We start from the raw sequence: 21946 nt of genomic DNA, 5'->3' as shown, positions 1-21946 counted from the left end.
TACGACGGAAGGCTCGGCGATTGGGTCGCCACCCTGCACGACCCTAAGTCCGGTGTAGATCCGACCGTTGTACGCGACAGCGCGGAAGACCTTCGCAAGGCACTCGCGGACGAACTCACTCGCGCGTCCCGCAAAAGGACGTCCGACCCCGGTAAGTGGGTGCGCTGGTAATGCGGCGGATCGAACCGAAGAATCTGAACGCCGACGCCCCGACTTCTTCTATTTCGGTCTGCCTTGACCGACTTGCGCATGCAGTCATCCGGGAAGGGTGGAAGGCCGTCCCGCGCTACGAGGGCTCATGCCCGCTTCTGCGCGTGTTCGACCCGGCCGTCCCGGACGTCGGCGACAGCATCACCCTCGTCCCCGCAACGACCCCCGACGTCTGGTGGTACCGGTCGAGCACCGGCGAGGACCTGGCCCCGCACACCAGACCGGCACTCGCCGCCGAGCGGATCACACGAATCCTCATTCCGTACGTGACCGCTGCCCTCGCCGCGCGGACGCACGAGCGTCGACCGGCCGAGACGGCGCGTCCAACTCCCCTTCCCCATCCGGACCAGCCCCACGCGGCGACGATCGCCGACCTGCAGGAACGGTCCGGCGTCATCTGCTGGTGGGGCGTCCACACCGAGGAGTGGTGGGCGCTCGTCCCGGGCGGGACGCGATGGAGGATCGTCAACGCCCCCGATCCGGAGGCCCTCCTCCGGGTCATCGCTCGCGCCCGCCGCTGAAGCCGGCCGGCTCGCCGGGGTCGGCGGCCGGCTGCGGGTGGTGCGGGATCAGGGCGGCTCCCAGCGTCGCCGCCGCGGCCGCCGCCGTGACGATCGTCCAGGCGGTGGGGCCCAGCGGGGTGCAGCCGAAGAACTGGCTCACGCCCGGTGTCTCGATGATCGCGAACAGGGCGGCGGCCGAGACGGCGCCGGTGGCGAGGACGAGGGGGCTCCGCCAGCGGGCGATGAGGGTCTGGCCGAGCTGGGCGCCGACCAGGGCCGCCAGGCCCATCGTGGACGCGCGCCGCCGGCCGCCGGGGATCAGGCTCGTCCGGCGGCCCGCCTGCCAGGAGAGCAGGGCCGCCGCGGCCGTGGCGGTGCCGCGGACGGCGAGGACGCGGCGCATGTCCCGGCCGGTGAACCCGTGGACGGGGGCGTCCGCGCCCGGGCCGGTGTCGGCGGGGGTGATGGCCACGGCGAGCGCCGGGAGCATGTCGGTGAGCATGTTGACCACGAGCAGCTGGCGGGGGCTGAGCGGCGCGCTCCCGCTCAGCGCCGTCCCGAGGACGGTGAACGACACCTCTCCGGCGTTGCCGCCGACGAGGATCGCGGCGGCGTCGCGGACGCTGTGCCACAGGGCGCGGCCCTCGCGCAGGGCGTCCAGGATGAGGGCGGTGTCGGGCGCGGTGAGGACGAGGTCCGCGGCGGTGCGGGCGGCGCCGGAGCCGCGTCCGGCGACCGCGATGCCGACGTCGGCGCGGCGGATCGCGGCGGCGTCGTTGGCGCCGTCGCCGGTCATCGCGACCACGCGCCCCGCCTTGCGGAGGTCCTTCACGATGCGGACCTTCTGGGCGGGCGAGACGCGGGCGAAGACGGCGGCGCGCTGGACGGCCTCGATCCGCTCCGGGGCGGACATGGCGTCGAGTTCGGCGCCGGTGACGACCCGGTCGGCGTCGGGGATGCCGAGTTCGGCGGCGACCGCGGCGGCGGTCGCCGGATGGTCGCCGGTGATCATGGTGGTCCGCACGCCCGCGCCGCCGAGCCGCTGCACCGCCTCCTCCGCCGTCGGGCGCGGGGTGTCGGCGATGCCGACGAAGCCGAGGAGGGTGAGGTCCTCGACGTGGTCGGCGATCCGGCCGCGGACCCCGGTGGGGTCGGTCACGGGGCGCTCGGCGATGGCGAGGACGCGCAGTCCCCGCCCGGCCAGGTGCCGGACGGTCGCGGCGGCGGCGCGGCGGCGGGCCGCGGTGAGCGGTTCGGAGCGCCGCGCGGCGCGGAGCCGGGCGCATTCGGCGAGCAGCACCTCGGGGGCGCCCTTGACGGCGATGACGGTCCGGTCGCCGTCGCGTCCGAGGGAGGCGGAGAACCCGCGGGTCGCCTCGAAGGGCAGCTCCTCCTCCAGCGTCCAGCGGGTGTCGGGCGGCAGGTCGGCGGCGCGGTCGAGGACGGCCCGGTCGGTGGCGTGCGCGACCTGCGCGTCCTGCCGGGGGCAGGCCCGTGCCGCGACCCGCAGGATGCGCCGCCCGTCGTCGCCGGTGAGCGGGAGCGGGCGGGCCGGGCCGGCCGCGCGGACCACGCGGAGCCTGCCCTCGGTGAGGGTGCCGGTCTTGTCGAAGCAGAGGGTGTCGACCCGTCCCAGCGCTTCGAGCGCGCGGGTGGAGCGGACCAGGACCCCGAGCCGCGACAGCCGCCGTGCCGCCGCGAGCTGGGAGACGGTGGCGACCAGCGGCAGGCCCTCGGGGACGGCGGCGACGGCGACCGCGACGCCGGACCCGAGGGCGCGGCGCAGCGGCTGGCCGCGCAGCATGCCGAGCACGGTGACGGCCGCGCCGCCGAGCGCGATGGCGGGCAGCGCCTGCCGGGTGAGCTCGGCGAGGCGGGCCTGCATGCTGGACGAGCCGTGCGCCGTCCCGGCCAGGGCGGCGGCGCGTCCGGCCTCGGTGGCCTCGCCGGTGGCGACCACGAGGGCGACCGCGCCGCCGGCGACGACGGTGGTGCCCTCGTAGACCATGCAGTGCCGGTCCGCCGGGTCGGCGCCGGGCGACGGCTCGACGCTCTTGTCGACGGGCACGGACTCGCCCGTGAGCGCGGCCTGGTCCACCTCCAGCGACTCGGCCCACAGCAGGCGGACGTCCGCCGGGGCGACGTCCTCCGAGCGCAGCAAGATCACGTCGCCGGTCCGCAGGCGGGCGGCCGTGACCCGTTCCGCGTCGGCGGACCGCAGTCCGGCGAACGCGTCCGGGCCCGGGGACGCGGTGGCCGGAGCCCGGACGCGCCGGGCGGGGACCTGCTGCCCGAGCATCAGTTCGCCGAGCGCCTTCTCCGCCCGCATCCGCTGCGCGCCCCCGATGAGGGCGTTGCCGGCCATGACGCCGCCGACCAGCAGCGCGTCCACGCTGGAGCCCACGACGGCGGAGGCCGCGGCGCCCAGCGCGAGGACGGGGGTGAGGGGGTCGTCGAGTTCCTGCCGCACCGCGGCGGCCAGGCGGACGGCGGCGTCGGCGGGACGGACCAGCGCCGCGCGCACCAGCGGCGCCCTCGCCAGCGCTGCGGCGCGCGAGCCGGTGTCCGCGCCTCCGGCGTCCCCGGGCCGCGTCCGGGCCAGCCGCCGGAACGCCTCCTCGGCGGTGACGGCGTGCCAGGCCTCGTGGACGACCAGCGGCGGCAGCGGGCGGCGGGACACCCGCCTGGCGCTCGCCGCGTTCGCGAGCATCGCCGTGACGGACGCCGCGTGCACCGGCGGCAGGTCGCGCCAGGGCGCGGCCGCGCGGCGCAGCGGGCCGAGCCCGGCGCGGCGCCGCCGGGGACGCCCCGCGATGAGCAGCGCGCCCAGCGCCGACGCGCTGAGCGACAGCTCCGCGGCCCGGTCGGCGGCCCGGCGCGCCGGGCGGGCCGCCGTCAGCAGCCGCCACACCTCGGCGAGCCCCGGCCCGCACACCAGGTCGGCGCACCAGTCGGCCGGGCCGTCCTCGGGCAGCACGCCCACCCCGACGTCGGCCGCGTCGAGCACCTCGTCCCGCCCGCTGGTGACGGCCAGCACCACGTGCCCGTCGCGCTGCAGGGCCCGCACCGACTCGGCCATGGCGTCGGCGGCGACCGGGGGGTCGTCGCTCCAGGCGACCAGTTCGCGCGTCCCGGCGTGCTCGGTGAGGACGACCACGTCGGCGGCCTCGTGCGCCGCCGCCAGCAGCGCCTCGGCGAGCGGATCGAGGGAGCGGCCGACCCGTACCCGGCCGCACGGCCCGCGGTCGCCGGTCAGGTCGAGCGTGACGCCGGCGGGGCCGGCGGCGCCGCCGGACGGCGCGTCCGCCGCGCGGACCAGCCGCCATTGCGTCCCGCCGGTGCGCCAGGGGCCGGGTCCGTCCAGGTCGTCGGGGGTGATCGCGGCCAGCGCCGCTCCGGCGGCGCGCCACACCTCCGCATCGTCCATGCCGTCGGCGGTGGCGACGGCCGACAGCAGCCGCAGGTCGCCGTCGCACAGCACCGCGGAGTCGATGACCACCGCGCTGACCCGGTCCAGCAGGCGCAGGGCGGACGGGTCCAGCAGCACGGCGCCGCGCGACGCGAGGTCGTGCGCCAGCACCGCGGCGAACGCCTCCCGGCCGTGCCGCGCCGCCTTGGGCACGGTCTCCAGCAGCAGGTCGGCCGCGGCGGACGGCTCCCGCGTGGCCGTGAGGACGCCGGCGGCGCCGAGCAGATGGGCCAGCGCCGTCCGGTTCACGGCCTTCTCCACCGGGCCGTCGGGCAGCGGGCAGGGCCGTTCGGCGCGGACGCCGCGCACCTGCGGCTGCCGCCCGGGCATCGCCAGCCGGGGCTCGCGGCGCCGCCACGCGTCCCGGCGCGCCGCGATCTCGTACAGCTGGAGGGCCCGGTGCGCGGCGTCGGCGGCGAGCGGCGCGACCCCCTGGCCGGCTCCGTGCACGATCGCGCCGGCCAGCCCGAGCAGGGCCTCCGCGCGCGGCTCGCCCAGCCGCCGGGCCAGCTCCGCCCGGACGGCCGGCACCGAGTCCGCGGCCGCCACCGCGGCCTGGACGGGGCTCGGCAGCGCCGGGAGGCCCAGCAGCCTGGCGGCCACCGCCCCGGCCATCCCGGCGCAGTCCGCCACCAGGGCGGACGTGGCCGCCGTCCACGCCATCTCGTCATCGGGCGGCCGCGCGTGCGCGGCCTCGCCGGACGGGGTGGCGTGGTGCGCGTCCTCGACGTCCTGGACCGCCGCCACCAGCGCCCCGAGGTCGACGTCGTGCTCGGCGTACGCGACCAGGACGCTTCCGGTGACGGCGTTGACCTCCGCCCAGTTCACGCCGTCCAGGCGGCGCAGATCCTCGGTCAGCGCCCGGACGTACCGGCGGTGCCGCGGTCCTCTGCCGGAGAGCCCGTGCGCCTGGATGTGGGCTCGTCCGCGGTGGGCCCACACGCGGCGCCGGGGTCCTCCGGCGGCCAGGGACGCCAGCGCGCCGGTCGCCCGGGAGGTGCGGCGCGCCTGCTCGCCGGCGGCGTCGCGCATCGCGGAGACCGGGTCCGTCCGGACGGTGGCGGGCCGTGCCGGGCCGCCGTCGTCCGCACGGGTCAGCGCCGCTTCCGCGCTCTCCAGGCCCGCGTACAGTTCACGCGCTCCTCGCGCGACCAGCGCCGAGGCCGTGGCCGCCGCCGCGGCCGGCGCGCCCAGCACCGCCCTGGCCAGGGACGCCCCCGGAATCGCCACCGCCCGTTCCCCTCCCCCAAGGAAACGCCGACCGTCGTGGCCAACGATCAACGCCCCGCCCGGTACCCGAGAGCACACCCCGCAAACAAGCGGCCGGCGGCGCCGGGGCCGGGCGTGAACCTCGGCGGCTGAACGGCACGCCCAGGCCCCGCCCGGCGCTCGTCCGGGCGGGGCCTTCGCGCGTTGTCGCATCCGCTATTTTGCACTAACCTCCTTGTATAAACAATCTGATCTTGGATAAATACCGGGAGGAGACCGTCATGGCCGCAGAGGACCGACCGCTCGACGTCCGCACCGAGGCGCCCGCGCGCCGGCACGAGCTGATCTTCGAGACGTGGACCTCGCTCGGCTCCGGGGAGGGCTTCGTGCTCATCAACGACCACGACCCGAAGCCCCTGTACTACCAGTTCGCCGCCGAGCACGACGGGGCGTTCACCTGGGACTACCTGGAGGAGGGGCCGGAGACCTGGCGGGTCCGCATCGGCCGCACCGCCGCCGCCTAGAAGGATCCGGCCCGCCCGCATCCGGCCCGGCGCCGGGATGGCCGGGCGGTGGCCCGCCTGCGATGCTGGAACCCGTGCGCATCGTCATCATCGGCGGCGGGATCATCGGCGCCGCCCTCGCCGACCGGCTCGCCGGCGGGACGGTCGGCGAGGGCGCCGCCGAGGTGACCCTGGTCGACCGCGACCGGCCCGGGGCGGGCGCCTCGGGCGCGAGCTTCGCCTGGCTCAACGCCAACGATCCGAGCGACCCCGCCTACCACTCCCTGCGCGTCGCCGCCCTCGGCGCCTGGCGGCGCCTCGCCGGGGAGTTCGGCGACCCCGGCTGGTTCCGCGTCACCGGCAACACGGCGTGGGCCGACACCGAACCGGTCAAGACCCTGCTGAGCGAGCGGGTCGCGCGGCTGTCGGCCCTCGGCTACCGGGCCGAGCTGATCACGGCGGGGCGGCTGCGCGAGATCGAGCCGTCCCTGCGCCCGGCCGCCGGCGCGGTCACCGCGCACTACTCCGGCGAGGGCTGGGTGCACGGCCCGGACGCGGTCGCCGCCCTCGCCGGCCGCGCCCGCGACGCCGGCGCCCGGGTGATCACCGGCGTGCCGGCGACCCGGCTCAACCTGCGCGGCGAGCGCGTCACCGGGGTCCGGCTCGGCACCGGCGACGACCTGGACGCCGACCTCACGATCTGCGCGGCGGGCCGGCACAGCGCCGCCCTGCTCGCGACCGCCGGCGTCGGCCTTCCCCTGGTGGACGCGGAGGCGCCCGGGTCGGCCGCGCCCGGCCTCACCGCCACCACCGGCCCGGCCCCCGGACTGCTCAACGGCGTCGTCCACTCCCCCGCCCTCGACATGCGCCCCACGCCGGAGGGGGGTCTCGTGCTGGAGGCCGCCGACCTGGACGAGGCCACCGACCTCGGCACCCCGCCGGCCGACCTGCACGCCCGCGCCGCCGAGCTGCTCGACCGCGCCCGCGCGCTGCTGCCCGGCCTCACCGCCCGGATCGAGCGGTTCCGGCGCTGCGTCCGTCCGCTCCCCGCCGACGGGCGCCCGCTCGTCGGCCCGCACCGCCCCGGCCTCTACACGGCCGTGACCCACAGCGGCATCACCCTCGGCCCGCATCTGGCCGACCTCATCGCCGCCGATCTCCGCGATGAGGAGGCAGCCCTGGCCCCTTACCGCCCCGACAGGCCAATTCGGGCGGAAATGCCATCGGCGCACGCCGGGCCGCTCTTTGGCTACGCTGGGACCGAAGGCCGGGACGGTGCGGCGCGATCGTGATCCCTCCGCGCATTTCGGCGGCAGCTGGTGCAGGTGCGTTCGGTGAGGATGTCGTCGTGGTACATGTGGGCAGGATCGCGCGGTTCGACGAGGTTCGCGGGTACGGATTCATCACCCCCGACGAGGGCGGTCCCGACGTCTTCGTCCACGTGAATGATCTGAACGACGACAAGACCCTCATCACCACGGGAACGTCGGTCGAATACGAGCTCATCGACGGCGAGCGCGGGCTGAAGGCGTTCGACGTCAGCGTCGTCGGCGACCGCGTGGTCCCCGCGAGCGCCGCCCGGGTCTCCTCGGCCGACGACGAGGGCCTCTGCGACGTCCTCACCACGACGGAGCTGCGCATCGAGCTGACCGAGCTGATCCTCGACACCGCGCCGGAACTGACCGGTGCGCACGTGGTGAAGCTCCGCGAAAGCCTCCTCGCCTTCGCCCGCAAGCACGGCTGGAGCGAGGACTGACCGGCTGACCGGGCCCCGGGACGGCGATACGGCCTCCCGGCGCTCTCCCTGACCGCCCCCGGCCAACACGACCTGGGGCGGCCGACCCGTCCTGCCGCATGCCGCCCCGCCCGCGGCAGCGGCCGCACCTGCCGCGCAGGACGCCTCAACGCCACGACCCAGGGCAGGTCCTGCCCGGGGTCGCGTTGCCATGCGATGCGGCCACTTTCCCACAGGTTCCCGAGAGTCTCAGAATTCCAGTCGATTGGCGACTTTTACCGACACCTGTCGCCATAATCTGATTTCTCGAATCGGCCGCAAACACGGGCAAATTGATCCAATAACTCCACCCGACGGTCGTGATCAAAAAGTTATGCGGTTTTACGCGCGCGGATGCGTCGCCACGACTCTTTCTAGGTGAACGGGCTCAGCACACGAAGGGAAGCCGGCCATACCAGCCCCTCCTACGAAAGAGTCAACTAGGACATTGCGCATACTTCATATCAACAAGGCGAAATCGCCTTCCGCGGCAGTGCCGGATGAGAAGTTCGAGAAGATATACAGAAAAGCCGCCGAGGCCGCGAACAAGGTCGGAGGCCTCCATCCGCTGCCCCAGGCGGAGAGGGTGGACCTCATCCATACGGTGACGCTGAAGATCATCGAACGGGATCTTGCGAACCCGCAGAAGGACATCAAGAACCTCGATGGCTATATCTACACGACCATGAATAACACACTGAAAAAGTGGAACAGACGAGACCAGAAGGACGTTCCCACAGAAATACATGAGCTGCAGAGCCGTATCGACGCACGGCAGTGCGATCTGGCCACCGACGCGCGCGAGCAAGAGATCATGGTCGAGCAGGCTATAGACAAGCTCCCCAAGAAGTCCCGCGAAGTGCTCCTCTGCCGTTTCTTCGGTGACATGTCAGCCGCCGAGATAGCCGCATTCCTCGGCATCTCCGAATCCACGGTTAACAGGCGCATAAAAAAGGCCAAGGCGCTACTCGCACCCATCCTCGGAATGACCGGAGCAGAGGAGACCTCATGACGAAGAAGAAGAGTGCGGGCGTGTACGACGCGCAGGTCGAGGCCATGCTTGAGGGCTGCCGGGCACGGAAGCGCGCGGAGATCAGTTCGCTGGTGGAACAGGACCTCCCGGTCGTGCGCCGCCTCGTTGCGGAGAGCCTCAGCAAGGCGCCGGAGACCGCCAGGCGGACGATCTCGCCCTGGGCGGTGATCGGGGCCGCCGCCGCGGGCGTCCTCGTCCTCGGCCTGCTCGGTTACGTAGGGATGCTGGACCTCCGCGGCATGCAGACCCCTCCGCCGGCCGCGCAGGGGAAGCCGACGCAGGAACCGCGCGGCATTCCGCCGACGGGCATGGCGGACGTGCCGCCGCGGATCACGGAGGTCAGCGCCATGGACCCGCCCAGACGGCCCGGATCCGGCACGGCGGCTCCCTCCCCGTCCGCGAAGGGGATCAAGGCGATCCCCATGCCCCCCGTGCCGCCCGGGAAGGGGGGTCCGGGCGTGAAGACCTGGACGGTCACCAGCGACCTGCCGGTCGGACACGTGAAGATCACCTTGAGCGCGCCGGCGGTGGACGGCATCCTCATGGCCCACGTCCCGAGCGGAACGCCCGGGTGCGACTGGACCGCGACGGCCGGCGGGACGCCGCTGGCGAACCAGGCGAAGGACCCCGCGACGCTCAGCTTCCCGATCACCCGGACGGCCGGGGCGATCGTCGTCGGGGTCACGCGGAACCGGCCGTCCGGGACGTGCAAGGCGACCGCCGTGCACATCGTTCCGGCGCGGCCGTCCGAGCCCGGCGAGCGCCGCACCGATCCCGCGACGCCACCGCCCACCGCGCCACCGACCCCGACCCCGACGCAGACACGGACGCCGACTCCCGACCCGGTGAACGGCGCCGAAGAGTCGCGCGAGAAGCAGCCCACCACGCCCGCCGGTTCGGAAAGGACGTCCTGATGCGCCGCGCTCCGCTCTCGGACGCCCGATGGTTCAAAAGCTCCCATTCCGCGATGGGCGACTGTGTCGAGACCGCGCGCCTGCTGCCGCGAGTGATCGGTGTCCGTGACAGCAGGGCACCGCATTCCGCCGGGGTGCTGGGCTTCCGTCACGCAGTCTGGGAACGGTTCCTCGCCGATGCGAAGAATGGGCGCTACGACCTGCCGAATGGCTGAGTCTTTCGCCCGCGCCCCTTCTCGAATTCCTTCTCGGGGAGGGGCGCGTTCTTCCGCGCCTGTGACAGGGCGGAACGGGCAGCGCCTCAGCTGAGGGAGGCGTCTTCCGCGCCCGGTTCCTTGCGGGCCGCGGAGGAGCGGACGAGCCGCGCCGTCCACCAGCTCAGCGCGCTGAGCAGGACCAGGCCCACCGGCGCGATCCACACCAGCGGGGAGCCGGGCTCGCGGAGCGCGTCGCCGAGCCCGGTGTAGACGAGCGTGCCGGGCACGATCCCGAGCGCGGTCCCGGCGATGTAGGGCGCGAACCGCACCCCGGCCACCCCGGCCCCGTAGTTCACCGCGCCGAACGGGAACACCGACGCCACGCGCAGGACCAGGACCGACTCGAAAGCCCGGCGGGACAGGTAGGCGTCCAGGCGGGCGAGCCGCCCCGTCCCGGCGAGGCGGGCCACGGCCGGGCGTCCCAGGAGCCTGGCCAGGCCGAAGGAGAGGGCCGCGCCCGCCGTGGCGCCCGCGAGCACCGCCACCGTCCCCACGGCGACGCCGAAGAGCGCCCCGGCGGACGCGTTCAGCACCGAACCGGGCACCAGCGCGGTCACCGCCAGCACGTAGCAGAGCGCGAAGACCGGCGGCCCCCACGGGCCGAGCGAGTCGACCCAGGCGCCGATGTCCTCCCACAGCGCCTCACCGGCAAGCGCCGCCAGCACCCCGAGCCCGAGCAGGACCGCCCCCAGGACCAGCAGCCTGACCAGGACGCCGCGCGCCCGTCCCCCGGGAACCGGCGGCGGGGTCGGGGCGGGCATGTCGGGGTCGCGGCTCAAGTGCGCTCCTGCCGGGATGCGTCGGGTGGGCGTCCTGCCCCCCATTCCATCACCCCCCGGCTCGGGTGGGACGCCTGGACGCGATGGTGAAGGCGGTCAGCAAGACGCAGAGCCCGGCGATCGCGGCGATCACGGCGGCCGTCCCGACGTGCGGCGCCGCCGACGGGAGCAGCAGGATGACGGTGACGCAGGCCGCGACCGCGACGGGATGGGCGAGCGGCTCGGCCACGATCGACGCGTGCACCAGCCACAGCAGCCCCAGGTACGCGCTCAGCGGGATCGCGACCGCGTAGCAGATCGCGGCGGGCGAGGCGTGCACGCCGTGCCCGGTCTGCTCGACCGCGACCTCCAGGCCGGCGCCGAGGGCGGCGAGGGAAGCGAAGATGCCGTAGTGGCCGTATCCCCACAGGTAGGAGCGGTGCCGGCGGTCGCTGAGCCCCTCGCCCGCCGGCGCCAGGAAGTAGAGCCACCAGAGCGAGAACAGCACGACGAGACCGGAGACGGCGATCACCAGGAGGGGACCGCCGACGTCGGTGTCCTCCAGCGATCCCGCGACGCCCCGGGTCGCGGCGAGGACGCTCTCGCCGAGCACGATGATCGTGAAGAGGCCGTACCGCTCGGCGATGTGGTGCGGGTGCCAGGTGGTCGGCGCGGCCCGCTCCGCCCAGAGCGGCACCGCCAGTTCGCACGCGGCCAGCGCGACGAACGCCGGCACCTCGGCGGACGCCGGCAGGTTGCCGGTCTCGGCGAGCAGCAGCCGGAGCAGCCATCCCACCTGCAGGACGGAGATGCCGGCGGCGTAGCGCAGAGCGGTGCGGCGGCCCGCCGGCTCCTCGACGCCCGCCCGCACCCACTGCGCGCCGAGGCCGATCCGCATGATGAGGTAGCCGATCGTGACGGCACGGTAGTCCGTATGGTCGACGGCGGCCGGGACGCCCGCGGCGAGCACCAGCACGCCCGCCATCTGAAGCATGGTCAGCAGCCGGTAGGCGACGTCGTCGGTGTCATAGGACGAGGCGAACCAGGTGAAGTTCATCCAGGCCCACCAGATCGCGAAGAAGACCTGGAGGAACGGGACGACCCCGGCGGCGCCGTGGCCCTCGGCGATGTCGTGCGCGAGCCATGCGGTGGCCGCCGCGATCGCGACCACGAAGGTCAGGTCGAACAGCAGTTCCAGCGGGCTCGCGGCGCGGTGCGGCTCGTCGATCGGGCGCGCCCGCATCCGCACCCTGATCCGGATCCCGGCGCCCGGCGGCCGCGCGGCGCCGTTACGGTGTTCGCTCGTCACGGAAACCGATCTCCCGGTGGGTGCCGTCGCACAGCGGCTTGTTCGCCGAACGGCCGCAGCGGCAGAGCGTCACGCGGTTGCGGGTCTCCTGCGGCAGGCCGTCCGCCCGGTGGACCGGCACCTCGCCGGTGACCCACAGCGCGCTGGCCAGGCCGTCCTCCTCCGCCAGGACGGAGACGGCCGCCGGGAGGTCGGCCTCGATCGTCTCGCCGCCGCGTTCCAGGGCGTAGCTGTAGGACCCGGACGGGCAGTGGTCGATCCGCCCCATGATGTCGGAGCGCACGTCGCTGTCGTCCGTGTCGGCGAGCATCGCGGCGATCGGCCTGGTGCGCCCGATGCAGAAGGCGGCGTGGATGCAGAGCTCGCCGACCCGCTGGGCCGAGATCCCGACTCCGTCGTGGACGTGCTGGAGCTCCTTGTACGGGCGCAGCGGGGCGGCCTCCGTCCCGTCGAACCCGATCACGGCGTGCGTCCCGTCGCAGAAGGGCTTGGAGCCCGAATGCCCGCACCGGCACAGCGCGTAGACGTCCTCGGTGGGCAGGTCCTCGCCCGTCTTCCAGGTCAGCGCGTCGTTGTCCGCCGAGACGATCTTGCTCTTCCGGCGGAGCGGGATGCCGCCGTACACGACGTACGGGCCGTCGCGCAGGACGACGATGCGGCGCCCCTCCCCGGCCCTCCAGCCGCGCTCCCCGGGCGGCACGTACTCGAACGTGGGGCCGGCGGTCATGCCGTCTTCGTCCGGCATGCGCATCAGTGCCTGGGCCTGCGCCTTGAGCGCGTACATGCTGCCGATCGCGACCGCGAGCATGGACGGGGTGCCGTTGAACGCCTCGTCGAGGAGATGGAGGACGGCGCAGTAGGTGTGGTCGAACTCCTCCTGGGCCGCGCGGACGGCGCTGCCGGGGGCGTGGTCGGCCCGCCGGGGGTCGCGCCTCATCGGGTGGACGCCCTCGAAGTCCACGCTGATCGCCTCGCCGGTCGGCCCGGATTCCGGTGTGTCGCCGCGCCGGTATCGCCGTCCGAGCTTCAGCTCCTGGAACCGGTAGTAGTGCGCGACCTCGTCGCGTTCGGGGTGGAAGACGTCGCGGTCGCCGTCCCAGACCTCGCCTCGCGCGGTGCCCTCGCCCTGCTCGACGATCTCCTTCAGCGCGTCCAGCGCGGACGCCAGGCCGGTGACGGCGATCAGCCGCCCGGCGCTGTTGCGGAAGTGCGCGGACGTCACCTGGCGGGCGGGGTCGCCGCAGAAAACGGCCCGCTCGCCGAGCCGGTCGCAGAGCCGGCGCAGTCCCTTCTCGATCGCGTCGTAGAACTGCCCGATCGTCTCGTAGCCGTCGGCCTCCGCGGGCGCGCCGGGAGGCGCCGGCCGCTCGATGCGGAGGAACGTCTCGATCGCCTCCGCGCCGAACGGGACCAGGGAGAGCCGCAGGGAGCGGTCGCCGTGGGGCAGCCGGCGGGGATGCGGCGGCAGCATCTCCGGGACGTCCAGCCGGGGCCGGCCGCCGACCGCGTTGAGCAGGTTCGCGGCCAGCGCCAGATGCAGCATCTCCTCGGCGAAGACGCTGCCCACCGCCCGCACGGCCTCCGGGTTGCGGGCCGGGTCGAGCGAGTAGAGCGCGCACAGGTACGGGGGCAGCGTCGCGTGTTCCAGCTCGATCGCCCACTGGAGGTGCTCGCGGAGGCTTTCGAGCGTCGTGATCCGGGCCGGCGGGGCCGCCGCGGTCATGGCCTGCGGGTCACTCATGCTCGCCTTCCAATGCCTCCGCCGCGCCGAGGAGGTTGCGGAGGCCGACCTCGTCGCGCTCGGCGTCCGTCGGGTCGAACAGCCATTCGGCGGTCGGCCGCCCGGCGGCCTCGTCCGCGCGGCTCGACTCGACCAGGCTCAGTTCCGCCTCGATCTCGACCTCGAACTCGATCTCGAAGTCGCCGTCCTTGCTCATTCCTTCTCCTCGCGTGATGGGCGCCCGGCGGACCGGGCGGCCGACCGCATGGACCAGTTGCATCGAGAGCCGGCCGGAGGCCAGCAGGCGGGACAGCCGCTCGCCCTGGCCGGCCGCCAGCGCGTAGGCGCGGTCGCCGCGATGGCGGGCCGCCACCACCGCGGCGACCTGCTCGGCGCGCCGGGACCACGCCAGCGGCACGCTCTCCGGCCGGTCGATCTGCTCGACCAGGTCGAAACCGGCGGCGTCGAGCAGCGCGGCGAGCTCCCGCTGGGTGGGGAAGTGGTTGCCGTCCGGGGCCGCGCGGACCCGCGGGCTCCGCGCGACGACGACCAGCAGCCCCAGCGAGGCGCCGGGCGCCAGGACCCGCCGGATCTCGGCGAGCATCGCGGCCTTGTCCCGGACGGTGTCCAGGACCCCGAGGCACCAGGCGGCGCCGGCCGACCCGGTGCGCAGCGGGATCCGCGTGCCGTCCGCGCTGATCACCGGGAGCCCGAACAGCCGGGCGGCGGCCCGGCACGCGGCCGGCATCGGCTCCAGCAGGACCGGCCGCACCCCGAACCGCTCGGCCGCCCACGCCGCCGGGCCGCCCGCGCCGGCGCCGACGTCCAACAGCGTCGTCCCGGCCGACAGCTCGCACGCCTCCGCCAGCCAGGCCAGCGCGGCCGGGCTCGCGCTGCCGCGGCACGCCGCCGGGATGGCGTGCCGCTCCCCCAGCAGCTCGACGGCGTCCGCCGTCCAGCCGGCGACGTCATCGAACTCGGCGACCATCGCCGGTGCCGTCATGGCGGAACCCCCGTCTCCGGCCGGTCCGCTACTTGGCGGCCTGGCCGCGCCTGGGCCACTCGCTGTAGCGGATCGTGCCGAGGACGGCGTCGCCGATCGGGACCAGGCTGTTCTCCTCGACCTCGGCCCCGAAGTAGTGCGCGTGCGGGTCCGTGACCACCTCGCGGGGGTCGTTCCAGAAGGCCAGCGCGTCGCGGAAGAACTCGTCCATCCGGAACCGCTCGGGCCCGGCGATGTCGATCCGCCCGTTCAGCGGTGAGCCGAGCGCGACCCTGCCGACCTGGCGGGCGACGTCGTCTCCCGCCATGGGCTGGTACGCCACCGGCGCGATCCGGACGGTGTTCCCCTCCGTGGCCGAGTCGGCGATGCCCCTGGTGAACTCGAAGAACTGCGTGGCGTGCACGATCGAGAAGGGGATCGAGGACTTCTGGATCAGGTTCTCCTGGGCGACCTTCGCGCGGAAGTAGCCGCGCTCCGGCGGCCGCTCGGTCCCCACGATCGACAGCCCGACGTGGTGGTCGACGCCCGCCGCGGCCTCGGCGGCCATCAGGTTGTCGGTCGAGGTCTCGAAGAACTCCAGGACGGCGGCGTCCTCGAACGACGGCGAGTTCGCCACGTCGATCACCACCTGCGCGCCGGTCAGGACGTCCGCGAGACCTTCCCCGGTCAGCGTGTTCACCCCGGTGTTCGGGGCGGCCGCCACCGCCTCGTGGCCGCGCTCGCCGAGCCCCGCCACCAGCTTCGACCCGATCAGGCCGGTGCCGCCGATCACCACGATCTTCATGCCGCATTCCCTCCTGTCCGCCGGGGCGTTCCGTGCCGTCCGGCTGCCATCAAGGACAGGACGGCCGCCCGCCCTGTGACAGCTCCCCCGAACTTTCTTCCGGAAGCCATGGGCCAACTGTCACCGGCGGGGGCGGAGCGCGCACCAGGGTGGGGCACTGGCCGGCCCCCTGGCCGCCCGGTCCCGGGGCATCGGCGGACACTCACTCTCCGTCATAGACGAGCAGCCCATCGTCACGGAGGCGTGCCCCGGACGTCGGGAGATGCTCGGAGAGCCGGCCGTCATGGGCGAGGTGCAGGACGGCGCGGCCGCGGGCCAGCACGGCGAAGTCGGCGATGATCCGGCGGTGGCAGCGCCACCACACCGACTCGCTGCACATCACCGCCGTACGGGTCGGCTCCGCCTCGCGCAGCAGCTCGTCCACGGCGTCCAGGAACTCGGGGGTGCGGCTGTGCCCCGCGTAGCCGCGGAAGGAGTCGTTGCGCCAGAAGGTGTCGGGCGAGTCAGGCGCGGGCCGCCGGAAGCCGCCGAGCCGCTGGTCCCACCGGTAGCCGACGCCCCCGGCCGGCAGCCATTCCCGCAGGGCGTCGCGGTGCACGTCCGGATTGCGCCGGCTGCCCGGCGCGGTGCGCACGTCCACCACGGACCGCACCCCGGCATCGCGCAGGAGGGGCGCCAGCTCCGCGCGGCCCGCGGTGCCGTGCCCGAACGTCAGCAGCGGTTCCACTCCCGCAGGGTGCCCGGCCAGGGCCGCGGAACACCCGGAACCGCGCCCGGGGCGACGGCGCCGCTTTGCACGATTCCCACAACTCGACGGGCTCAGCGTGCGATGTCTGCGACATGGCGCTACGGACCGGTAGGCGGAAAGGTGGCACCGTCGGGGTCGCCGACTCGCGGCGTGCGCAGTGGTCTACAGGAGGGCTCGGTCGGGTGTTCAGTCGTGTCGCCATCGTCAACCGGGGTGAGGCCGCGATGCGGCTCATCCACGCCGTGCGGGACATCGCCGCGGAGACCGGGACGAGGATCGAGACCGTCGCCCTGCACACCGACGTCGACCGGACGGCGACGTTCGTGCGCGAGGCCGACATCGCCTACGACCTCGGCCCCGCGTCCGCGCGCCCGTACCTGGATCTGGAGGTGCTGGAGCGCGCGCTCGTGGAGACCGGCGCCGACGCGGCGTGGGTCGGCTGGGGGTTCGTCGCCGAAGACCCGGCGTTCGCGGAGCTGTGCGAGAAGGTCGGCGTCACCTTCGTCGGGCCGAGCGCGGAGGCGATGCGCAGGCTCGGCGACAAGATCGGCGCGAAGCTGATCGCCGAGGAGGTCGGGGTGCCGGTCGCCCCGTGGAGCCGCGGCGCGGTCGAGACGCTGGACGCGGCGCTCGCGGCGGCGTCCGAGATCGGCTACCCGCTGATGCTGAAGGCGACGGCCGGCGGCGGCGGGCGCGGCATCCGCGTGATCACGAGCGAGGCCGAGCTGGCGGACGCCTACGAGCGCACCAGCCAGGAGGCCGCGCGGGCGTTCGGCAGCGGCGTGGTGTTCCTGGAGCGCCTGGTCACCGGCGCCAGGCACGTCGAGGTGCAGGTCATCGCGGACGGCGAGACCGCGTGGGCGCTCGGCGTCCGCGACTGCTCGGTGCAGCGCCGCAACCAGAAGATCATCGAGGAGTCGGCGTCGCCGGTGCTGAGCCCGGAGCAGGCCGCCGGGCTGAAGGCGTCGGCCGAGCGGCTCGCCGTCGCGGTCGGGTACCGGGGCGCGGCCACGGTCGAGTTCCTCTACCACCCCGGCGACGAGCTGTTCGCGTTCCTGGAGGTCAACACCCGGCTCCAGGTCGAGCACCCGATCACCGAGTCGACCACCGGGTTCGACCTGGTGCGGGCGCAGCTGCACGTGGCGGCGGGCGGCCGGCTCGAGGGCGCGCCGCCGGCGGAGCGCGGGCACGCCGTCGAGGCGCGGCTGAACGCCGAGGACCCCGACCGCGACTTCGCGCCCGCCCCCGGCCGCATCGCGCGGCTCGACCTGCCCGCCGGACCGGGCATCCGGGTCGACACCGGCGTCCGGGAGGGCGACACCATCCCCGCCGACTTCGACTCGATGATCGCGAAGATCATCGCCTACGGCCGGGACCGGGACGAGGCGCTCGGCCGGCTGCGCCGGGCGATGGCGCAGACCACGGTGATCATCGAGGGCGGCGCGACGAACAAGAGCTTCGTGCTCGACCTGCTCGACCGCCCGGAGGTCATCGGCGCCGGCGCCGACACCGGCTGGATCGACCGCGTGCGCGCCGAGGGCGACCTCGTCTCGCACCGGCACTCCGCGATCGCGCTGGCCGCCGCCGCCATCGACGCCTACGAGGACGGGGAGCGCGCCGCGCGGCGGCGGCTGCTGTCGACGGCGTCCGGCGGGCGCCCGCAGGTGCGGCACGAGAGCGGCCGGCCGCTGGAGCTCAAGCTGCGCGGCGCCTCCTACCGGGTGCGCGTCGCGCGGATCGGCGCGCAGCGGTTCCGCGTCGGCATCGAAGCGGGCGACGACGTCCGCACCGCCGACGTCGAGATCGACCGCTTCGACCGGCACACCGCGCAGATCGTCGTCAACGGCGCCCGGTACCGGCTGCTCACCGGCACGCACGGGCCGGTCCACCTGGTCGAGGTCGACGGCGTGACGCACCGGGTCAGCCGGGACGAGGGCGGCGTCGTCCGCTCCCCCGCGCCCGCGCTGGTCGTCGCCACGCCGCTGGAGGCGGGCGCCGAGGTCGAGGCGGGCGCGCCGGTGCTGGTACTGGAGAGCATGAAGATGGAGACGGTGCTGCGGGCGCCGTTCCGCGCCCGGCTCAAGGAATGCGTCGTGTCGGTCGGCAGCCAGGTCGAGACCGGCGCGCCGCTGCTCCGGCTGGAGCCGCTCGCGGGCGACGGCGACGAGGCCGGGGACGCCTCGGCCGCCGCGTCCGTCCAGCTCGACCTGCCCGCCGCGCCCGGCGCCGTCCCGGCGTGCGAGCGCGCGGCGCGCGGCCGGGAGGACCTGCGCAGCCTGCTGCTCGGCTTCGACGTCGACCCGCACGACGAGCGCCGCGTCCTGCACGACTACCTCGCCGCGCGCGAGGCCGCCGCCGCGGACGGGCACCGCCGGCTCGCCGCGGAGATCGCGCTTCTCGACGTGTTCGCCGACCTCGCCGAGCTGAGCCGCAACCGCCCGGCGGGCGGCGACGGCGCCGACGGGGACGGGCACGTGCACAGCGCCCGCGAGTACTTCCACACCTACCTGCAGAGCCTGGACGTCGAGCGGGCCGGTCTGCCGGAGGCGTTCCAGGCCGCCCTCGCCAAGGCCCTCGGCCACTACGGCGTCACCGAGCTGGACCGCTCCGCCGAGCTGGAGGCCGCGGTCTTCCGGATCTTCCTCGCCCAGCAGCGCGCGTCCGCGGACGCCGCGGTCGTCACGTCGCTGCTGCGCGCGTGGCTGCGCGAGCCGCCGCCCGCCGAGGCGCTGCGCGAGCCCGCGGGCCTCGCGCTGGAGCGGCTCATCGCCGCGACGCAGATCCGCTTCCCGGTCGTCTACGACCTCGCGTGCGGCGTGGTGTTCGCCTGGTACGCGCAGCCGATGCTGCGCCGCAACCGCGCCCGCGTCTACGCTGGCGTCCGCGCGCACCTCCACCACCTGGACGCCCACCCGGACGCGCCGGACCGCGCCGAGCGCATCGCCGAGATGGTGCGCAGCACCGAACCGCTGGTGCGGCTGCTCGGCCGCCGGCTGCGCCGCGGCGTCCGGGACAACTCGGTCATGCTGGAGGTGCTGACCCGGCGCTACTACGGCAACAAGGGCCTGGCCGGCGTCCGCACGAGCGAGGTCGCGGGCTGCGCGTTCATCGTCGCCGAGCGCGCCGGGTCCAGCCTGGTCTCCACCGCGGTGAGCTTCGACGCGCTGGGCGGGGCGCTGCGCGGGCTCGCGGAGCTGGCGGACGGCGAGGACGCCGTCGACGCCGACGTCTACCTCTCCTGGGAGAACCAGCCGGAGGACTTCGAGGCGATGGCGGCGGCGCTGCACGAGGTCATCGGCGCGCATCCGCTGCCCGACCGGGTCCGCCGGCTGACCGCGACGGTCGCGGGCAGCAGCGGCGCCGTCATGCACCACCACTTCACGTTCCGCCCGTCCGCCGCCGGGATGACCGAGGAGCGGCTGATCCGCGGACTGCACCCCTACATCGCGCAGCGGATGCGGATGGAGCGGCTCGGCAGGTTCGACCTCACCCGGCTGCCGTCCTCGGACGAGGAGGTCTACCTCTACCGGTGCGTGGCGCGGGAGAACCCGTCCGACGACCGGCTCGTCGCGTTCGCGCAGGTGCGCGACCTGTCCGAGCTGCGCGACCACGAGGGCAGGCTGCTCAGCCTCCCGACCGCCGAGTTCACCCTCGCCACCTGCCTGGACTCGATCCGCCGGGCGCAGGAGCGGCGGCCGTCGGGCAAGCGCCTCACCACCAACCGGATCGTGATCTACGTCTGGCCGCCGAGCGAGCTCACCCGCGCGGAGATGGAGATGCTCGTCGAGCGGATGCTGCCGACGGCCGCGGGCGCCGGGCTGGAGGAGATCGAGTTCATCGCGCGGCGGCGCGACCGGGAGACGGGCGAGCTGGTCAAGATCGTCCTGCGGATCTCGTTCGACGCCGCCGGCGGCACCCGGCTGACCGTCGGGGAACCGTCGGACGAACCGGTCGAGCCCGTCGACGGCTACCGGCAGAAGGTGCTGCGCGCGAGCAGCCGCAACACGGTGTACCCGTACGAGCTGACAGAGGTCCTGGGCGAGTTCACCGAGCACGACCTCGACGACGGCCACGCCCTGGTGCCGGTGGACCGGCCGAAGGGCCGCAACACCGCGGCGATCGTCGCGGGCGTCGTCACCACGCCGACCCGGCGGCACCCGGAGGGCGTGACCCGGGTGGTGCTGCTCGGCGACCCCACCAAGGCGCTCGGCGCGCTGTCGGAGCCCGAGTGCCGGCGGGTGATCGCCGCGCTGGACCTGGCCGAGCGGATGCGGGTGCCGCTGGAGTGGTACGCGCTGTCCGCCGGCGCGCGCATCTCCATGGAGTCGGGCACGGAGAACATGGACTGGGTGGCGGCGGCGCTCAAGCGGATCGTCGAGTTCACCCAGGACGGCGGCGAGATCAACGTCGTGGTCGCGGGCATCAACGTCGGCGCGCAGCCGTACTGGAACGCCGAGGCGACGATGCTCATGCACACCAAGGGCGTCCTGGTGATGACGCCGGAGTCGGCGATGGTGCTCACCGGCAAGCAGTCGCTGGACTTCTCCGGCGGCGTGTCGGCCGAGGACAACTTCGGCATCGGCGGCTACGACCGGGTGATGGGCCCGAACGGGCAGGCGCAGTACTGGGCGCCGAACCTGGTCGCCGCGCGGGACGTGCTGATGTCGTACTACGACCACACGTACGTCGCGCCGGGTGAGCGGGCCCCGCGCCGCGCGGTCACCACCGATCCCGTCGACCGCGACGTCTCCGACTTCCCGCACACCGTGGAGGGCAGCGACTTCACGACCGTCGGCGAGATCTTCTCGGCCGAGGCCAACCCGGACCGCAAGAAGCCGTTCGACATCCGGACCGTGATGCGGGCGCTCTCCGACCAGGACCACCCCGTCCTGGAACGCTGGGCGGGCATGGCGGACGCGGAGACCGCGGTCGTGCAGGACGTCCATCTCGGCGGCATGCCGGTGTGCCTGCTCGGCATCGAGTCGCAGGCGGTGCCGCGGCGCGGCTTCCCGCCCGCCGACGGCCCGGACGCCTACACCGCGGGCACGCTGTTCCCGCAGTCGTCCAGGAAGGCCGCGCGGGCGATCAACGCGGCCAGCGGCAACCGGCCGCTGGTGGTGCTGGCGAACCTGTCGGGCTTCGACGGCTCGCCGGAGTCGCTGCGGAAGCTGCAACTGGAGTACGGCGCCGAGATCGGCCGCGCGATCGTGAACTTCCGCGGTCCCATCGTGTTCTGCGTCATCTCCCGCTACCACGGCGGCGCGTTCGTGGTGTTCTCCAAGGCGCTGAACCCGAACATGACCGTCCTGGCGCTGGAGGGGTCGTTCGCCTCGGTGCTCGGCGGCGCGCCCGCCGCCGCGGTCGTGTTCTCCCGCGACGTGGACGCGCGCACCGCCGCCGACCCCCGCGTCCGGGACCTGGAGGCCCGCGTCGCCGCCGCCACCGGCCCCGACCGCGCCGCGCTGCTCGCCGAGCTCGACGAGCTGCGCTCGTCGGTCCGCGCGGAGAAGCTCGGCGAGGTGGCCACGGAGTTCGACCGCGTGCACGACATCCGCCGCGCGGTCGAGGTCGGCTCCGTCGACGCCGTCATCCCCGCCGCCGGGCTGCGCCCCCGCATCATCGAGGCGATCGAGTCCCGCCTGTCCTGACGGACCGCGCCCTCGGCCCTCAGGTTCCTGCGGGTGTCGGACGGCAACCGCACGCCGCGGTCGCCGACCCCGACCCCGACCGACCCCACGCCGACAGGCGGCGG

The 21946-nt window shown here is 74.5% G+C and carries 15 protein-coding genes; 8 read left to right on the top strand and 7 right to left on the bottom strand.

The features are described from left to right. The first annotated feature begins 314 nt into the window (after positions 1-314). Positions 315-731, top strand: coding sequence for a hypothetical protein (locus SM611_RS23850; RefSeq protein ID WP_371952119.1), 417 nt, complete (start codon positions 315-317; stop codon positions 729-731). Here the strand turns inward: SM611_RS23850 and SM611_RS23845 are convergent. Beyond that, positions 709-5412: an HAD-IC family P-type ATPase gene (locus SM611_RS23845; RefSeq protein ID WP_371952118.1), complete on the bottom strand. Its 4704-nt coding sequence runs from the start codon at positions 5410-5412 to the stop codon at positions 709-711. The two genes, SM611_RS23850 and SM611_RS23845, sit on opposite strands and share 23 nt — an antisense overlap. Positions 5413-5672: 260 nt before the next feature. Between SM611_RS23845 and SM611_RS23840 the strand changes: the two genes are divergently transcribed. From SM611_RS23840 to SM611_RS23815, 6 genes are all read left to right on the top strand, one after another. Next, positions 5673-5915, top strand: coding sequence for a DUF2249 domain-containing protein (locus SM611_RS23840; protein WP_371952117.1), 243 nt, complete (start codon positions 5673-5675; stop codon positions 5913-5915). A gap of 74 nt (positions 5916-5989) precedes the next feature. After that, entirely contained in the window at positions 5990-7186 is a 1197-nt protein-coding gene (locus SM611_RS23835; RefSeq protein WP_371952116.1) for an NAD(P)/FAD-dependent oxidoreductase, read from the top strand. A gap of 56 nt (positions 7187-7242) precedes the next feature. Continuing rightward, positions 7243-7650, top strand: coding sequence for a cold-shock protein (locus tag SM611_RS23830; RefSeq protein WP_371952115.1), 408 nt, complete (start codon positions 7243-7245; stop codon positions 7648-7650). Between the two features lie 511 nt (positions 7651-8161). Further along, entirely contained in the window at positions 8162-8680 is a 519-nt protein-coding gene (locus SM611_RS23825; protein ID WP_371952114.1) for an RNA polymerase sigma factor, read from the top strand. Further along, positions 8677-9615, top strand: coding sequence for a hypothetical protein (locus tag SM611_RS23820; protein ID WP_371952113.1), 939 nt, complete (start codon positions 8677-8679; stop codon positions 9613-9615). Before SM611_RS23825 ends, SM611_RS23820 begins: the two co-directional genes overlap by 4 nt. Further along, positions 9615-9830 carry a DUF397 domain-containing protein gene (locus tag SM611_RS23815; RefSeq protein WP_371952112.1) on the top strand — a complete coding sequence of 72 codons (216 nt, stop codon included), beginning with the start codon at positions 9615-9617 and terminating at the stop codon, positions 9828-9830. Before SM611_RS23820 ends, SM611_RS23815 begins: the two co-directional genes overlap by 1 nt. An 86-nt stretch (positions 9831-9916) precedes the next feature. Here the strand turns inward: SM611_RS23815 and SM611_RS23810 are convergent, their stop codons facing one another. The 6 genes from SM611_RS23810 to SM611_RS23785 form a co-directional block, all read right to left on the bottom strand. Beyond that, positions 9917-10651, bottom strand: coding sequence for a TVP38/TMEM64 family protein (locus tag SM611_RS23810; RefSeq protein WP_371952111.1), 735 nt, complete (start codon positions 10649-10651; stop codon positions 9917-9919). Between the two features lie 49 nt (positions 10652-10700). Next, the gene (locus tag SM611_RS23805; protein ID WP_371952110.1) at positions 10701-11939 is read right to left on the bottom strand and encodes a low temperature requirement protein A; all 1239 of its coding nucleotides are present in this window, start codon (positions 11937-11939) and stop codon (positions 10701-10703) included. Then, on the bottom strand, positions 11920-13680 hold the full coding sequence (locus SM611_RS23800; RefSeq protein WP_371952109.1) for a ferritin-like domain-containing protein: 1761 nt from the start codon (positions 13678-13680) through the stop codon (positions 11920-11922). The genes SM611_RS23805 and SM611_RS23800 overlap by 20 nt, the downstream gene beginning before the upstream one ends. Continuing rightward, a complete protein-coding gene (locus SM611_RS23795) occupies positions 13673-14662 on the bottom strand; it encodes a class I SAM-dependent methyltransferase (RefSeq protein WP_371952108.1) in 990 nt (329 codons plus the stop codon). The genes SM611_RS23800 and SM611_RS23795 overlap by 8 nt, the downstream gene beginning before the upstream one ends. 28 nt (positions 14663-14690) lie before the next feature. Further along, a complete protein-coding gene (locus tag SM611_RS23790; RefSeq protein ID WP_371952107.1) occupies positions 14691-15446 on the bottom strand; it encodes an SDR family oxidoreductase in 756 nt (251 codons plus the stop codon). Between the two features lie 202 nt (positions 15447-15648). Beyond that, a complete protein-coding gene (locus SM611_RS23785; protein WP_371952106.1) occupies positions 15649-16173 on the bottom strand; it encodes a DUF488 domain-containing protein in 525 nt (174 codons plus the stop codon). A gap of 203 nt (positions 16174-16376) precedes the next feature. Here SM611_RS23785 and SM611_RS23780 point away from each other — a divergent pair, with 203 nt between their 5' ends. Then, positions 16377-21842 (top strand): ATP-binding protein, encoded by a 5466-nt coding sequence (locus SM611_RS23780; RefSeq protein WP_371952105.1) that lies wholly within the window; start codon positions 16377-16379, stop codon positions 21840-21842. The last annotated feature ends 104 nt before the right edge of the window (positions 21843-21946 follow it).

The sequence above is a fragment of the Actinomadura monticuli genome (assembly GCF_041463655.1).
Taxonomy (GTDB): Bacteria; Actinomycetota; Actinomycetes; order Streptosporangiales; family Streptosporangiaceae; genus Spirillospora; species Spirillospora monticuli.
This window is presented reverse-complemented; position numbering and strand designations above follow the sequence as displayed.

Coding starts and splice junctions, on each gene's coding strand:
- SM611_RS23840 (WP_371952117.1), top strand. CDS start 5,673: ATGGCCGCAGAGGACCGACCGCTCGACGTCCGCACCGAGGCGCCCGCG.
- SM611_RS23820 (WP_371952113.1), top strand. CDS start 8,677: ATGACGAAGAAGAAGAGTGCGGGCGTGTACGACGCGCAGGTCGAGGCC.
- SM611_RS23815 (WP_371952112.1), top strand. CDS start 9,615: ATGCGCCGCGCTCCGCTCTCGGACGCCCGATGGTTCAAAAGCTCCCAT.
- SM611_RS23800 (WP_371952109.1), bottom strand. CDS start 13,680: ATGAGTGACCCGCAGGCCATGACCGCGGCGGCCCCGCCGGCCCGGATC.
- SM611_RS23795 (WP_371952108.1), bottom strand. CDS start 14,662: ATGACGGCACCGGCGATGGTCGCCGAGTTCGATGACGTCGCCGGCTGG.
- SM611_RS23790 (WP_371952107.1), bottom strand. CDS start 15,446: ATGAAGATCGTGGTGATCGGCGGCACCGGCCTGATCGGGTCGAAGCTG.